This window comes from Arthrobacter sp. TJ-265, from assembly GCF_058269135.1.
This window is the reverse complement of record NZ_JBZCND010000001.1, coordinates 212,299-225,950: the sequence shown is the minus strand read 5'-3', so window position 1 is coordinate 225,950 and position 13,652 is coordinate 212,299. Positions and strand designations below refer to the sequence as shown.

Below are 13,652 nucleotides of genomic sequence, written 5' to 3'. Positions count from 1 at the left end.
ACCGGTCGTCATCGTTGCTGGTGCCGTCGCGCGCCCACCCGTGCCGCCGGTAGAACGCAAGGACCCGGGAGTTGCTGTCGGCCACCTACAGGTGCGCGCGGTCGCAGCCCATGTCGGCCAGGTCCTGGACCGAGCGGCTGAACAGGAAGGAGCCGAGGCCACGGGACCAGTAGGCGGGGTCCACAGTGACGGCGTGCAGCTCGCCCGGGCCGTCACCGATGTCGTCCCGTGGCGCCCCGAAGCCGGACCAGCCGACGACGCTGCCGTCCGCGCAGAGAGCCAGCTGACGCACGGCGGTCCCGCTCTGCCCAGCCGCTCTTCCCCGGCCGTGGTGAGGCGCCCGTGGTCCAGCCGCGCGAGGTAGTCCGTCGGCAGGATTCCACGGTAGGCCACCCGCCAGGCATCGATCTGGATGTGCGCGAAGTCGGCCGCGTCCGTGGGCGTCGCCTCACGGATGGTCCAGGTCCCGTCCATGCGTCCTCCTTTCCGCCGCTCTCCCGCCCTGACCGGCGGCACCGGGCACCGCGGGCTACAGTTGCCGGTGCACCCACCCACCTTGCCGTCAGGCGTGAGCCTGCGCCCCTTGAGGGCGACGGACGCGGCCGCACTCGCACAGGCGTACCGGGACAACCGGGAGCACCTCGCGCCGTGGGAGCCCCTGCGGGAGGACGGCTTCTTCACCGAGGCGGGCCAGGCGGAGCAGATTGCCCGGCGGCTCGAAGGCCGGGCCGCGGGCACCGACATCAAACTCAAGCAGTTGCCGAGTGGTATTCCTTGTTCGGGTCCGTGGGCATCGTCGTCAGCGCGTACTTCCAAACCCGCGGGCGAGGATAGCTATCCTCGAGCGCAACGGGTGGGACACCCTCTGGTCAGCGGCCGCGATCAAGGTCTACGGCGGAGGGTAAGTTAACACCGCATTCCTCGAAACACTCTCGAAGACGATTGGCCAGTATGACGCAAAGGTCCGCAGCTCCTCCACCTTGAGGAACGGATCCTCCCGGTCCGTCCAGACCCAGCGACGGGACATCATGTCCGTCGCTCAGCTCTCCGAACTCCCCACCAACAGGGCATGGGTGAAACCCTCCAACGCCGGAGGAACCATCGCGCGCACCATCCCCTCGTTTCGAGACAAGCCCATCAACGCCCGTATTGGTCCCACGGTCAAACGCATCAACACAGCCAAGGCAGGGAACCTCTCATGACCGAGCCCTACATGATGCCGCAACCACCAATGGACCTAACAGTTACGACGACGGGGGAGAGGGCTTTACCTTCACGCCGGAGGAGTTGGTGGACTGGGTGGAGGGTCTGGCCGCGATGCTCGAATCGGTGAACCGGTCGCAGAACCAGTACTGGCGCGCTCAGTGATGGAAGCATCCGGAAGCCGTCGACAGGTTCCGCGGCCTGTACGAGCAGTGGCTGGAGGCCCAGGCAAACGGGGGAATGTCGTCCTGGTGGAATGACCACTTCGACCGCCACGCAACCGTACTTTTCGCCACGCGTGGTCCGTTAGGCGAGTGTGGAACTACGCATGTGGCAGAACCGTCCGTCGCGTTCTCTTGCGGCGCAGTCACCTCAGGGCTGGAGCTGGTAGGTGGGTGGACGATGTCAAATGGTCAGCGCGGCGACGGGGCAAAGTTCAGGTCATTTAAGTCTTGCTAAACACCAGGGCTTGCTGGAGCCGGTAGAGCATTACACAACGAGGGGAGTCTGCGTGCACGTGGCACTCCGAAGGTAGGGCTCAAAGCCATCCGCTTGGAGTTGACTCCGTTAGGTGCCGTCACTGCTCGAGCAGGGCCGCGCGGGATTGGATCCTCGCACGCGCAGCGAGACATAGACACAGAAATACGGTAGCGGGGGCTACATGGCGTGGCGTTGTTGATGAGGTTGCTTCTCATTTGGCGGATTGGGGTGCGGACGGCCCGACGAAGACACGCAGGGTACCGAATACGGGATTGCGGATCTATCCTAGGGACTTGGGGACAGCAAGCATCCCACAGGTCTCAACCCGTCCTGAGGACCTGCTATGAATCGGAACCCAGCCACTGTCATCTTTCTGGCTTCTGCTGCACTCGTTTTAACGTCCTGCGCCACCAACCCCGAAGCAGCGACTTCGAATCTGGAGCCGACAACTGCGACTCAAACCGAATCGATCACGCAGGCGCTAGCGACGGCTCCCTCGACAACGACGCCGGCACCCCCGCTCCCACCTCCATCCCCACCCACGGGTAGGGCTTCAGCTGAGGATCCCCCGACACCGCAGGCAGACGTCATACTCGCAGAGGACGCCGAAGTTGGTGGACCGTGGGGTTTTCAATCAGCCATTGAGGAGATCTCCGTTCTCGCCCCCGTGCCCGCACAAGAACTGGCTGCAGACAAGCAGTTACTTCTTTGCTCTGGCGGAACCCTTGAAGGCTGTTACACCTATGCCGACATGCCCACCTACCTGAACCAGATTATTGCGCTTATCGCACCAATGTTTGATGAGCTGTACGGCGCCGAGAACCGACCTAAATCCTTTTACTACATAGCCAACGGCGAAACAGGACGAGCGCCCTGTTCGGAAGATGGGCTGACGCCGACTATATATAACAGCAATTCCTACTTCTACTGCGGAGCTGACTTGGCAATCTACACAGGTCAGGACAAGCTATGGGAATTCTATACGCGCGCTGGTGATGCGGGTCCCGCTGTTGCATACGCTCATGAGTGGGGCCACCATATCCAACGAATTATGGGTGTCCCTCCTTGGCAAACTTCCCAAGAAAGCGTTCAAAGGGAGAACCAGGCTGATTGCATCGCAGGTGCTTGGGTCTACTACGCAGAACTGTCCGGCTACTTGGAGTACCCAGACGACCTCGGCGACATCGGTCAATTATTGCAACTAATAGCAGCGGCAGAGGGCCCGAATCGCAGCCATGGAACTCTTGCTGAGCGGACCGCGGCTGTCAACTACGGCTACACCTACGGGCTGCGCGGCTGCAATCAGTATCTCCCGGCTACGCCTATTTACAATGGCTGAGGTGATTAACGGTTAGTAAGGCCAGCCCGGCGGACTGGTCCAGTCCACGTCCACTTGTTGATGGACGAGTGACAATTTCTCTGGCGACCGCCGATATTATGGGTTCTATCCGCCATTGTCTCCTATTCGTTCCCCAAAACTAGGAGCAATCCGCCGCGTGCTGCGTACTTGGTGATTCTCGATGTCGGAGAACAGGCCGATGAGGGCTGTATCGGTGGTGGTGAATTAACCGAGGAGTCCGGCGGCGAGCTCTGCCATGACTGCAGCGGAGGCGTCTTCGTAAGTTGCGAAGTACAGGCCGAGGGTTCTGTAAGCGGGCGTAAAGTGCCGTCTTCTGCGAGTGGTTGACCGATGCGAGGTTGCGGGGGGAGCATTAGGCGTGTAGCGATGCCACCCTTCACTGCACCCCTGGGGTGGGTGCGGCACAGCCGATCAATTCACAGATGACGCCAAAGCTTCAACTGTCGATACTGGCTCACATCTCACTTTCGCTTACGTTATGCGAGGAGCTCAAAATGAGCACGAAAATCAAGACACCAATGATGCGCCGATTTGCTGTCGTCTTGTCCCTCCTAATCGTCCTGCTTTCAGCGGCTATAGCTGAACCAGCTTCCGCCGCCTCGAGAATCGAGGGTCCACACAGCTTGGTGTGCGAGAAATACGATGACAAGTTATCTGTCAGCCCGCCTAGGATCTGGGCTACCGCTGGCACAGAACAGGTTCTATGGAAAGCTTATATTTCGCGTTGGGACGGAACCAGATGGTACCAGTACGATGTTCATGACTTCTACTCTAGTTATAATGTTTTTGGACAGAGCGTCACAAGCTGGGGTTCCTGGTATGTCAACAACACGATGAATATTCCGGTGTATCACAGCGGATATTACCAAATTTTCTCCCTTATAGTTGGCACCCAGGGTGGCGTACAGTTTGTCGGCAATGTTGACGAGGGAAGAAGCTGCTATGTCTACTGGTAGAAGCAATCCGAACGCCTCTTCCGGTGACAAATTTTTCCGGAACAAGCATGCATCTAAGTCTATCGAACTCGCCGCCTTGGGTTGTGCGATTGATGCGAACGATTTTTCGCGCGTTCTACAGTTGCCAAAGTAATCTGGATCTTCGTTGATCGTCACTTAACAGCCGGGTAACTACTGATTTAAGGGGAAGCCCGCTGGGTGACCGTTGACATCTACATGCTGGTGAGCGTGCACCCAGGCTTTAATGGCCGCAACGCGTTCATTCACCATGTCATCTGAATGTGTGTTGCCCATTATCTCTGGAATGCGAGCTGCAACGCTTTTATCGCACCACCATGTATAAGCCTCTCCGGATGAAAGACTTGAGTTGGCTTACCTTTAATGTGCCGTATCTTCCGATCACCAGCAACGCATCCAAGCTCGCTTTCGACCCTCTGCAACTGAGTGTAAACCCCATAGAGGGTTTCATCATCATATTTCTTAGAAAGCATGCCGTGATTGATCAACTCTTGAGCAACATCCGCATGCGTTCGATTTTTTGCTAGCATATAACATCGATTTCCATTCCCTTGGCCACGCTAACCCAAGTTGTACCACCCCTGATCTTCATGGCTTGGTCTTTGATGCGCCCTTCATGACCGCCCCCCCCCCAAGTTATGTTTGCACGGGCAGGTATAAAGTAGAGAATCATCACACCGGCTGCATATTATCCTTTAAATTTTGATCACGGCACGAGATGGTCAGCATGCAGCCTTCCGCATTCAGGCCCACTCCACCCCCTACATTAGGACCGCCGTGAAGATCCGCTTCCCCGAACCCCTCATCCACATCCATTGGGAGGGCTGGGTATGGCTCAAGTCCGTTACCCCCGTCCCGACGACGCATCCACGGAAACATCCACTGACGGGCCTACTCCCCCGCACCCATGACCTACCCCCACAAGACTTTGTATGTGCCTTAACATGAGCTGGCAGAAAACCAGCTAGGGTTCAGAAATTTACGTCGACAATTCTAGGACTAAGCAGACAATGGCACAGCGCGTACAGGTCGAACTAGTCAATGACCTTACTGGGGAGATCGCCCAGGAAACCGTCCGTTTCGGGGCCGATGGCACCGAGTACGAGATCGACCTGACCACGGACAACGCGGAGAAACTCCGCTCAGTGCTCGCCGAGTACGTAGACAAGGCCCGCAGGGACAATGGACGGAAGGGCCAGCAGCCTTCGACGTCGGGGGCGTCCAGGAACCGGTGCAAGCGGGAAGACACCCAGCAGATTCGCCGATCAGCGCAGGACAACGGGCACAACCCCAGCTCGTAGGTACGCTTCACCCAGTCCATCATTGATGCCTATGACGAAGCTCAAGAGTAGGCGGCAGCACAACCAACCAGAGTCATCAGCGAACAGAGCGTCCCGATGAGCGCCTGCTCATCGGGACGCTTCTTTGAAGCAGGATCGCCCTCGAGGCAGATTTGGGGAGAAGCATCGTGCCAGATCATCAAGTAGGTCTGATCAGGGCATCCAGACCAGGATGTCGGCCAGTTGCAGAACCGACGAAAGCCCGCCTGAAGTGGTCCTCGTGGTGGCAGGTTCCTTCAGCCCTTGTTGTCCTGAATGTCCTAGATGTCTTGGATGTCGTGGATGTTCCCTTCCGGACGAGCTGCGGATGCTTGGTTCCCAGAAAGCATAAACGCGGGAGTCGATTTGCGGAACGATTTGAGACAGGTCAGGAGTCAACGGTTCCTCCAGCACGCCGATGCAGGGTCGGCCGTACCGCCACTTGAGATGGGGATGGGCCGTACCGGTGCGGCGGCCGGTAAGAGTTAGCGACCGTAAGCGTCTGAAGAACCTGGCGTCAGCAGTACTGGACGCACTGCAGTCTAATGAAAGAGGAGTGGGCCTGATCTCCCGGTGCAGCAGGATCGGAAATGCCCTGAACCCACCGCCAGTGTCCTGTGTCGCTGTTCCACCCTGCAACTCCGGCGACTAGCCAATAGTTCCGATAAGCAGGTGGGACTATCAGACTCATACACCCGTTATTTCCGGTCTGTATCACGTCGATGACAGTCCAACCGTCCACAGTGTTGATAAAAATGTAGACGGGAATCCCTTCCTGCGCTTGACGTCCCTCAGGCGTGTTGACGCAGTAGACGGCTTCGCCAACGGCAGCCGCAGGTGCGGCCCCTCCCACCAGGCCGGTGAGGGCCATTAGTGCGACGATGCAAGATGTTGCGAGCTTAAGAAGCATTTTCAAACTCCTTTTGGAACAGCTTCGACCGCGTAATCACCTGATGCGCCTCGAGGTCACTGAGATTTTCCGAGATGAGCTGGCAAAGCGGTCAAGTCCGAGATGACGCGAATCAAGGTACTGGCGGCGTGGTTGCAGACACATGCGACAACCTGCGCTCAACATAAGAAGATTTACTTGATTCACGGATCCATGCCTGCATATAGCAGGTGATTTATTTCTCGTCAGGCCCAACTACCGAATACTGCCTGGGCATCAGGCCGTGTCCGCACATTATGGTCTGAACGGCTAAGTTGGGAACAGTGGACAAAGTACTCTACCGGGCCGGGTGGCTGCGATATGTAGTCCTACCAGTTGCCTCAGGCGCCGGCTCCAGCAGCTCTCCGGGCCAGCGGGTCGGCGTGAGGCCCGAACTGTCTTTACATCCTGCCGACGTGCCTGCTTGTACGCGCTTCGCCTCTCACCGCGAAGAGAATCGGACTCTCGATCGTCGGTCGATTTCCGCCGGCCCGCTCGACTCTTGAGTGGGAACGAAAGCCTGGCCTCGGGTGAGCCGTGGGTCCTGGCGGCGGAGGAGCGGATCATCGGCACGATGACCCTCTCCGGCATCGTCCGCGGTCCGTTCCTCAGCACCCATGTCGGCTACTGGGTAGCCGGAAGGATGCAGGGTCGGGGCGTCTGCTCGACGGCCCTGCAGGACGTGCTGCGGCACGCCCGGGACGAGCTGGGACTGCATCGCGTCCAGGCGTCCGTCCTGCCGCACAACACCACGTCGACGACCGTCCTGCGACGGGCCGGATTCACGCTCATCGGGACGGCGCCGTCCTACCTCCGCATCGCCGGGTCCTGGCAGGACCACCTGCTGTACCAACGCATCCTGCACTGATCGGCGGCCCTCCCGGGCCGCCGCCGATGCCCGGCGTCAGAGCACGCCGCGCGCGTGGGCGATGGGCACGGCCGAGGCTGCCTTCCCGCAGCCCTAGGACCGGCCCCTCGACCGGGGCCAGTAGCCCTCCACCTGGCTGACCGGGCGGACGGACGCCCCATCGGGGTTCTCGCCGTACTCCTTCTTGGCCCGGCGCTGCCGCAGCAGGTCCCAGCACTGGTCCAGGCTCTCCTCGATGCGGCGCAGGCGTCCCTCGTTCTCGTGGCCCCGGACGCTGGTGGCGGCGTTCTGCCGGAGCCGGTGCTCCTCCTCCACGAGGGAGCGGATGGTGGACAGGATGTCCTGGTCGTCCATGCCGGGCCTCCTCACCGTGCCTGGGGGTACCGTACCCGCGAACGCCGGACGGGACCAGAGTTCCCCGCGGCGGCGAGAGGGCGCAGCAGGACCTCCGCCGGTCCTACAGGGCCGAGATGGTCCAGCCCGTCCGGTGGGTCTCCCCGGGCTCGAGGACGATCAGGTCCTCGCCCGTGTTGAAGGCATCCGGCGGGCAGGTCATGGGTTCGACGGCGAGACCGAGGCGCGTGCTCTCCGGCTTCAGCGGCAGGTCCGCCGTGTGGATCTGGACCCACGGGCAGCTCCCGTCCCACACCATGGCCGTCCCGGTGCCGTGGGTCGGGTCGGTGACCCGCACCATGGCACGGCCGGCGGCGTCGCGCTCCAGGTCGGTGAACGCGTGGTCGATCTGCACGTCGCCGAGCGTGTGGGCCGTCCGGAAGTCGAACGGCGTCCCGGCGACGGCCTCCTTCGCCACGGGCAACAGCCGGTCGGGCGTGACCGTCAGGACCGTGGCCGCGGGAAGTTCGAGCACCCAGGCGTCGAGGGGCGACGGCCCGGCGACGAGATACGGGTGCGGGCAGACGCCGTAGGGCGCGCGCCGACCACCGGTGTTGACGGCCGTGACGTCCGTCCTGAAGCCCCCACCGCTGACGCTGAAGCGCACTTCGAGGGCCACCTCGAAGGGGTAGGCCGCGACCGGCTCGATGGCACACGCGAGCGTGACGGAGGACCCGGTGTGCTCCACGAGCGACCAGGGGACGTCGAAGACGAGCCCGTGGAGGGCCGCGCCGCGCTCGGGCTCGTTGATCGGCAGCTCGTAGTCGGCGCCGTCGAACGCGTACCGACCGTCCTCGATGCGGTTCGGCCACGGGGCGACGAAGGCGCCGCGGAAGTTGGGCATCGCCTCCTGTGCACCGAACCCGACCACGAGCGGACGGCCGTCATGGGTGAGTTCGCGGACGGCTGCGCCGAGCCCGAGGACGACGGCCGTGTACCCGCCACCCTCGATCCGGTATTCGATGGGAGACTGGCGGTTCATGCGAGGGTTACGGCCGTCCAGGAGACGGGCGGGAGCGTGATGGTGACGGCGCCGCCGTCGAGCTTGGCGGAGGTGTTCGGTCTCATGGTCACGCGGTCGGGCTCCTCGAGAGTGTTCCTGGCATATACGTCCGTATCGTACAGCGACTCCGCGGTCACCCCGGTGATTCCGGGGAGCGCCGCGACATCGATGGTCACGGTCGTCTCCTCGGTCTGCGACCGGTTGACGAGGAACACGGCGGTGGCGCCCGTCGCGTCGTCGTGCGTGGCCACGGCGTCCACGAGGGGCACGACGCCGTACTCGCCGGTCTCATACGTACCGGCGTCGAGCTTGAGCTCGAGGACCGAGCCCCGCGCCAGCTTCGAGGTGATGGAGAACGGGAAGAAGGTCGTCTGGCGCCACGCGGGACCGCCGGGCTCGGTCATGATCGGGGCGATCACGTTGACGAGCTGTGCCAGCGATGCGGAGGTGACGCGGTCCGCGTGCTTCAGCAGCGAGATCATCAGATTGCCGAACACGACGGCGTCCGCCACCGAGTAACAGTCCTCCAGCAGGCGCGGGGCGACGGGCCAGTTGTCGAGTCCCTCGATCTTGTCGACGTTCTCGAAGCGGCTGATGTACCAGACGTTCCACTCGTCGAAGGAGATGTTGATGGTCTTCGTACTGCCGCGGACTGCCTTCACGTGGTCGGCGGTCGCGACGACGGACTCGATGAAGTGGTCCATGTCGACGGCGGACGCGAGGAAGGAGCCGAGGTCGCCGCCCTTCTCCTCGTAGTAGGCGTGGCAGGAGATGTAGTCGACGTCGTCGTACGTGTGCGAGAGGACCACGCGCTCCCACTCGCCGAAGGTGGGCATGTGCGCGCTGGAGGAGCCGCAGGCCACGAGTTCGATGGACGGGTCGAGCTGCCGCATCGCCTTCGCCGTGCGGGACGCGAGCTTGCCGTAGTCCTCGGCGGAGCGGTGGCCGAGCTGCCAGGGGCCGTCCATCTCGTTGCCGAGGCACCAGATCCTGACGGCGAACGGATCGGGCCGGCCGTTGGCCATGCGCTGGTCGGCGAGGGCGGTGCCCTTGGGCAGGTTGGAGTACTCGAGGAGTTCCAGGGCCTCGAGGGTGCCGCGGGTGCCGAGGTTCACGGCGAGCATGAGATCGCTGTCGACCTTCCGCAGCCAGGATGCGAATTCGTGCAGGCCCACCTGGTTGGTCTCGGTCGAATGCCAGGCCAGGTCCAGCCGCGTGGGGCGCTCCTCACGGGGCCCCACGCTGTCCTCCCACCGGAACCCCGAGACGAAATTGCCTCCGGGGTACCGGATGGTCGAGACACCCATCTCGCGGACCAGGTCGATGACGTCCTGCCGGAAGCCCTCGTCGTCGGCCGTGGCATGCCCGGGCTCGTGGATGCCGTCGTAGACGTGGCGGCCGAGATGTTCGACGAAGCCGCCGAAGATGTTGCGGTTGATGGGCCCGACTGCGAAGTGGGGGTCCAGCGTGAGGCGTGCGTTCTGCATGGGGCTGCTTTCTCTGGTGGGTGTCGTGGCGTGGAGAGGCGTGCGGGCTACTTGAGCGAGCCCAGCGACAGCCCGCCCTGCCAGTACTTCTGGAGGGACAGGAAGGCGATGATCAGCGGGATGATCGAGATGAAGGCACCCGTGGTGATCAGGTTCCACAGCGCCTCACCGCCGCTGCCGGCGTTCGAGAGCGCCTGCCAGCCGTTCAGCCCGACCGTGACGGGGAGCAGCAGCGGGTCGCTGAGGACCGCCAGCGGCAGGAAGAAATTGTTCCAGGTCCCGACGACGGATAGGAGGAGGACGGTGACGATGGCCGGCCGCAGCAGCGGCAGGGCGATCTGGAAGAAGGTGCGGAGCTCCCCCGCACCGTCGATCCTGGCGGCGTCGAGCAACTCGTCCGGCACGGCTTCCTGGGCGAAGACCCTCATGAGGTAGACGCCGAAGGGGCTGAGCAGGGACGGCAGGATGACGGCCCAGATGGTGTTCACCAGGCCCACCGAGCTCAGGAGCACGAACGTGGGGATGACCAGCGCGGTGAGTGGCACCATGACCGCTCCGAGGAGGATCCCGAAGAAGGCTCCGCGGCCGCGGAAGTCGTACTTGGCGAAACCGTACCCCGCGAGGACGGCGAGGATCGTCGCTCCCACCCCTCCCGAGATCGCGTACAGGAAGGAGTTGCCGAGCCAGCGCCAGTAGATGCCGTCCTGGCGTTCGAACAGGCCCTGGATGTTGCTGACGAAGTGGAACTCGTCGTCGAACCAGAGCGGTCCGCCGCTTCCTCCGAACAATCCGGCGGTGTCCTTGGTGCTCGCGACCGTCAGCCACCAGAGGGGGGTGATGAAGTAGATGACCAGGATGAGCAGGAAGATGTGCGAGCCGATGCGTGGGCCGCCGTTGCGGGCCCGGTTCCGCGATGCCGAACTGCGGGCCTTCTGGCCGCCCTGCCGGTGTGGGGTGTCTGTGACGAGTGCCATGGCTTATTTCAGTCCGCTCTGCTTGCGGGTCAGGAAGAGGAAGATGAAGGAGAAGACGAAGACCACGATCCCGAGCGCGAAGGAGATCGCGGAGGCGTAGTTGAACTGGCTGTAGGAGAAGGCCAGCGAGAACGCATACATGTTCGGCGTGTAGGACACCGGGATGGCGCCCTGCGCCACTCCCCTCAGGACCTGCGGTTCGGTGAAGAACTGCAGGGTGCCGATCAGGGCGAAGATGACCACCATGACCAGGGACGAGGAGATCATCGGGATCTTGATCCGCCAGGCGATCTGGCGGTCGGTGGCGCCGTCGAGCACCGCGGCCTCGTAGATTCCCGGATCGATGCCGCGGAGGGCGGCGTAGATGATGATCATGTAGTAGCCGGCCCACTGCCACGTCACGATGTTCACGAGGCTGCCGAAGATGTTGTCCTGCGAGAGGAACTCGGGCGCTGCGAGTCCGACGAGGTTGAAGAGGTCCGCTGCCGGGCCGAAGCGGGGGCTGTAGAGGAAGCCCCACATCAGGGCACCGATGACCACCGGCACCGCGTAGGGCACGAAGATCATCAGCCGGGAGAATTTCGAGGCCCAGGTAGCGAGGTTGTCGAGGACGAGCGCAGCGAGGAGGGCCACGATCATCTGCGCGGGGATCATGATGAGGGCGAACTTCGCGACGGTACCGAGTCCGCTGAGGAAGATCGGGTCGGTGAACGCCTTCACGTAGTTGTCGACACCCACGAAGTCGGTCCCGCTCGCGAGCGTGTTGGTGAACAGGCTCATCCTGAACGCGAAGAGCAGCGGCAGGATGAGGAAGCTCAGGAAGATCAGGGCGAAAGGTGCGACGAAGAGCCAGCCCCATCGCTGCCTGCGCCGGTGGTTCCGGTCGGGGCGGTGCTTACCCTGCTGTAATGCCTCGGCGCTCTGGGACGACGTCGGCGCGGTAGTCGTAGCCATGGAAAGTCCTTCTCGGGCTGGCGGATGTCACGGTGGGTGGGTCCGGGAAGGACCGGGCGGGAAGGTGCCCGCGCGGGACGCGGGCACCTTCCCGGCTGACTACTTCAGGGTGAAGCCCTGCTCGGTCGCGTACTGCTCGAGCGATGCCTGGAGATCGTCGAGCGCCTGGCCCGAGTCCTTCTCGCCCTGCACCATCGCGTAGATCTGCTCGGTGAGCTGGTCGTACGCGTAGTTCTGGAACGGGCTGAAGGTGGCTCCCTCGTAGCCGGCCGCAGCATCGAGGAACACGTCCTGATTGATCTGCTGTCCGCCGAAGAACTCGTACTCCTTGGTGGCGAACTCGTCGGACTCGAGAACCGGTGCATAGGACGGGAAGAGCGCCCCCGCGTCCACACCGAGGTTCATGCCTTCCTCGTTGCCGAAGATGCCCATGGCCACCTTGGCTGCCAGCTCCTTGTCCCCGGCCTGTTCGGTCACGGCGAAGGTGGAACCACCCCAGTTCACCTGGACGGGGTTCGCTGCGTCCCACTGCGGCAGCGGAGCTGCACGCCAGATCGCCTCGGGATCGGCGTCGGACAGGCCCTGCAGGTACCCGGGGCCCCAGGCCGCCGCGAGGTAGACGGCGTAGGAGCCGTCGACGAGCTTGGTGTTGTAGTCGGCGGTGAAGGCGTCGTCGGTCGCGACGAGGCCGTCCTTGACGAGGCCGTCCCAGTAGTCGAGCACCTTCTTGGCGCCCTCGTCGTTGACCTTGATGCCGATCTCCTGCGGGTTCGCGGAGTCGTACACGAAGGGCTCGGAACCGGCCTGCGCGAACAGTGCCTGGTTGAACGCACGCCCGTTGGTCGGGAAGTCGGCGATGACGGCTTCGCTCCCGGATTCCTTGAGCGTCCGGGCCGCAGCCTCGAACTCCTCCCACGTGGTGGGCACCTCGATGCCGGCGGTGTCGAAGATGTCCTGCCGGTACAGCATGCCCATGGGTCCGCCATCGACCGGGATGGCGTAGACGGCGTCACCGCTCGAAGCGTCCTCCCAGGCGCCTGCGGCGTACTGGTCCTCGACCTCGTCGGCGCCGTACTCCGTCAGGTCCACGAGCGCGTCGCGGATCGTGAAGCTGGAGAGGACCTCGGACTCGAGCTGGATGACATCCGGGGCGCCGGAGCCGGACTCGATCGACGTGGAGAACTTCGTGTACTCGTCGTTGCCCTGACCCGCGTTCGTCCAGCAGATCTGGACGTCGTCGTTGGCGTTGTTGAATTGGTCGACCACCTGGTCGAACGCCGGGTACCAGGCCCAGACGGTCACCTGGGGAGCCTCGGTATTGACGATCGTGTTGGTGCAGGACGCGGCCTCGGAGCCGCCTCCGCTGTCGCTTCCTCCGGAGCAGCCGGTCAGTACTACGGCGGCGGCTGCGATGCCCGCCGTTGCCAGGTATGTGGCCTTCATATCTCTTGCTTCCTCTCGCGGTGGCATTCCACCGTGGTCCGCCCGGGGTGGCCGGTCCAGGTGCTGCAGGGAGGAGGATCGCCGGGGCACGAGGTGCCGAGCCCGCTCGAATCTTCCTTGATCCGGGTCCTTCCTCCTGCCGATCCGCCCGATCGGGCGGGTATCTGCGAGAGTCGGTTCCGTCATTTACATCGTTGTAGGTAAACGATGTAGAAACTATGCAGAGTAGCTCGGGCCGGTGTCAAGCATTCGAGAAAAAAGGCACA

General features: G+C 62.7%; 11 protein-coding genes and 2 pseudogenes. 6 read left to right on the top strand and 7 right to left on the bottom strand.

What is annotated here, in order from left to right:
• Positions 1–85 precede the first annotated feature (85 nt).
• Complete coding sequence (locus AC4D2E_RS01040) at positions 86–292, bottom strand: GNAT family N-acetyltransferase (protein WP_490951421.1); 207 nt, start codon at positions 290–292, stop codon at positions 86–88.
• A 631-nt stretch (positions 293–923) separates the two neighbouring features.
• Here AC4D2E_RS01040 and AC4D2E_RS01035 point away from each other — a divergent pair.
• The 6 genes and pseudogenes from AC4D2E_RS01035 to AC4D2E_RS01010 form a co-directional block, all read left to right on the top strand.
• Positions 924–1,202: pseudogene (locus AC4D2E_RS01035) on the top strand (hypothetical protein); the annotation flags it as partial.
• 178 nt (positions 1,203–1,380) lie between these two features.
• Positions 1,381–1,662: pseudogene (locus tag AC4D2E_RS01030) on the top strand (DUF4913 domain-containing protein); the annotation flags it as partial.
• Positions 1,663–2,350: 688 nt separating this feature from the next.
• The gene (locus AC4D2E_RS01025; protein ID WP_490951420.1) at positions 2,351–3,022 is read left to right on the top strand and encodes a neutral zinc metallopeptidase; all 672 of its coding nucleotides are present in this window, start codon (positions 2,351–2,353) and stop codon (positions 3,020–3,022) included.
• 515 nt (positions 3,023–3,537) lie between these two features.
• On the top strand, positions 3,538–3,999 hold the full coding sequence (locus AC4D2E_RS01020) for a hypothetical protein (RefSeq protein ID WP_490951419.1): 462 nt from the start codon (positions 3,538–3,540) through the stop codon (positions 3,997–3,999).
• Between the two features lie 1,028 nt (positions 4,000–5,027).
• On the top strand, positions 5,028–5,318 hold the full coding sequence (locus AC4D2E_RS01015; protein ID WP_490951418.1) for a histone-like nucleoid-structuring protein Lsr2: 291 nt from the start codon (positions 5,028–5,030) through the stop codon (positions 5,316–5,318).
• Positions 5,319–6,766: 1,448 nt separating this feature from the next.
• Positions 6,767–7,132: a GNAT family N-acetyltransferase gene (locus tag AC4D2E_RS01010; RefSeq protein ID WP_490951417.1), complete on the top strand. Its 366-nt coding sequence runs from the start codon at positions 6,767–6,769 to the stop codon at positions 7,130–7,132.
• A 93-nt stretch (positions 7,133–7,225) separates the two neighbouring features.
• Here the strand turns inward: AC4D2E_RS01010 and AC4D2E_RS01005 are convergent, their stop codons facing one another.
• The 6 genes from AC4D2E_RS01005 to AC4D2E_RS00980 all read right to left on the bottom strand — a co-directional run bounded on the left by AC4D2E_RS01005 (position 7,226) and on the right by AC4D2E_RS00980 (position 13,386).
• The gene (locus tag AC4D2E_RS01005; RefSeq protein ID WP_104168099.1) at positions 7,226–7,486 is read right to left on the bottom strand and encodes a DUF2630 family protein; all 261 of its coding nucleotides are present in this window, start codon (positions 7,484–7,486) and stop codon (positions 7,226–7,228) included.
• Positions 7,487–7,589: 103 nt separating this feature from the next.
• Positions 7,590–8,507 carry an aldose 1-epimerase family protein gene (locus tag AC4D2E_RS01000; protein ID WP_490951416.1) on the bottom strand — a complete coding sequence of 306 codons (918 nt, stop codon included), beginning with the start codon at positions 8,505–8,507 and terminating at the stop codon, positions 7,590–7,592.
• Positions 8,504–10,015 carry an arabinosylfuranosidase ArfA gene (gene arfA, locus AC4D2E_RS00995; RefSeq protein ID WP_490951415.1) on the bottom strand — a complete coding sequence of 504 codons (1,512 nt, stop codon included), beginning with the start codon at positions 10,013–10,015 and terminating at the stop codon, positions 8,504–8,506. The genes AC4D2E_RS01000 and arfA overlap by 4 nt, the downstream gene beginning before the upstream one ends.
• A 47-nt stretch (positions 10,016–10,062) precedes the next feature.
• Positions 10,063–10,989, bottom strand: a complete 927-nt coding sequence (locus AC4D2E_RS00990; RefSeq protein ID WP_104168096.1) for a carbohydrate ABC transporter permease — start codon at positions 10,987–10,989, stop codon at positions 10,063–10,065.
• A gap of 3 nt (positions 10,990–10,992) precedes the next feature.
• Positions 10,993–11,943, bottom strand: coding sequence for a carbohydrate ABC transporter permease (locus AC4D2E_RS00985; protein WP_490951414.1), 951 nt, complete (start codon positions 11,941–11,943; stop codon positions 10,993–10,995).
• A 99-nt stretch (positions 11,944–12,042) separates the two neighbouring features.
• On the bottom strand, positions 12,043–13,386 hold the full coding sequence (locus AC4D2E_RS00980) for an ABC transporter substrate-binding protein (protein ID WP_490951413.1): 1,344 nt from the start codon (positions 13,384–13,386) through the stop codon (positions 12,043–12,045).
• Positions 13,387–13,652 lie beyond the last annotated feature (266 nt).

Coding starts and splice junctions, on each gene's coding strand:
- AC4D2E_RS01020 (WP_490951419.1), top strand. CDS start 3,538: ATGAGCACGAAAATCAAGACACCAATGATGCGCCGATTTGCTGTCGTC.
- AC4D2E_RS01015 (WP_490951418.1), top strand. CDS start 5,028: ATGGCACAGCGCGTACAGGTCGAACTAGTCAATGACCTTACTGGGGAG.
- AC4D2E_RS01005 (WP_104168099.1), bottom strand. CDS start 7,486: ATGGACGACCAGGACATCCTGTCCACCATCCGCTCCCTCGTGGAGGAG.
- AC4D2E_RS01000 (WP_490951416.1), bottom strand. CDS start 8,507: ATGAACCGCCAGTCTCCCATCGAATACCGGATCGAGGGTGGCGGGTAC.
- arfA (WP_490951415.1), bottom strand. CDS start 10,015: ATGCAGAACGCACGCCTCACGCTGGACCCCCACTTCGCAGTCGGGCCC.
- AC4D2E_RS00990 (WP_104168096.1), bottom strand. CDS start 10,989: ATGGCACTCGTCACAGACACCCCACACCGGCAGGGCGGCCAGAAGGCC.
- AC4D2E_RS00985 (WP_490951414.1), bottom strand. CDS start 11,943: ATGGCTACGACTACCGCGCCGACGTCGTCCCAGAGCGCCGAGGCATTA.
- AC4D2E_RS00980 (WP_490951413.1), bottom strand. CDS start 13,386: ATGAAGGCCACATACCTGGCAACGGCGGGCATCGCAGCCGCCGCCGTA.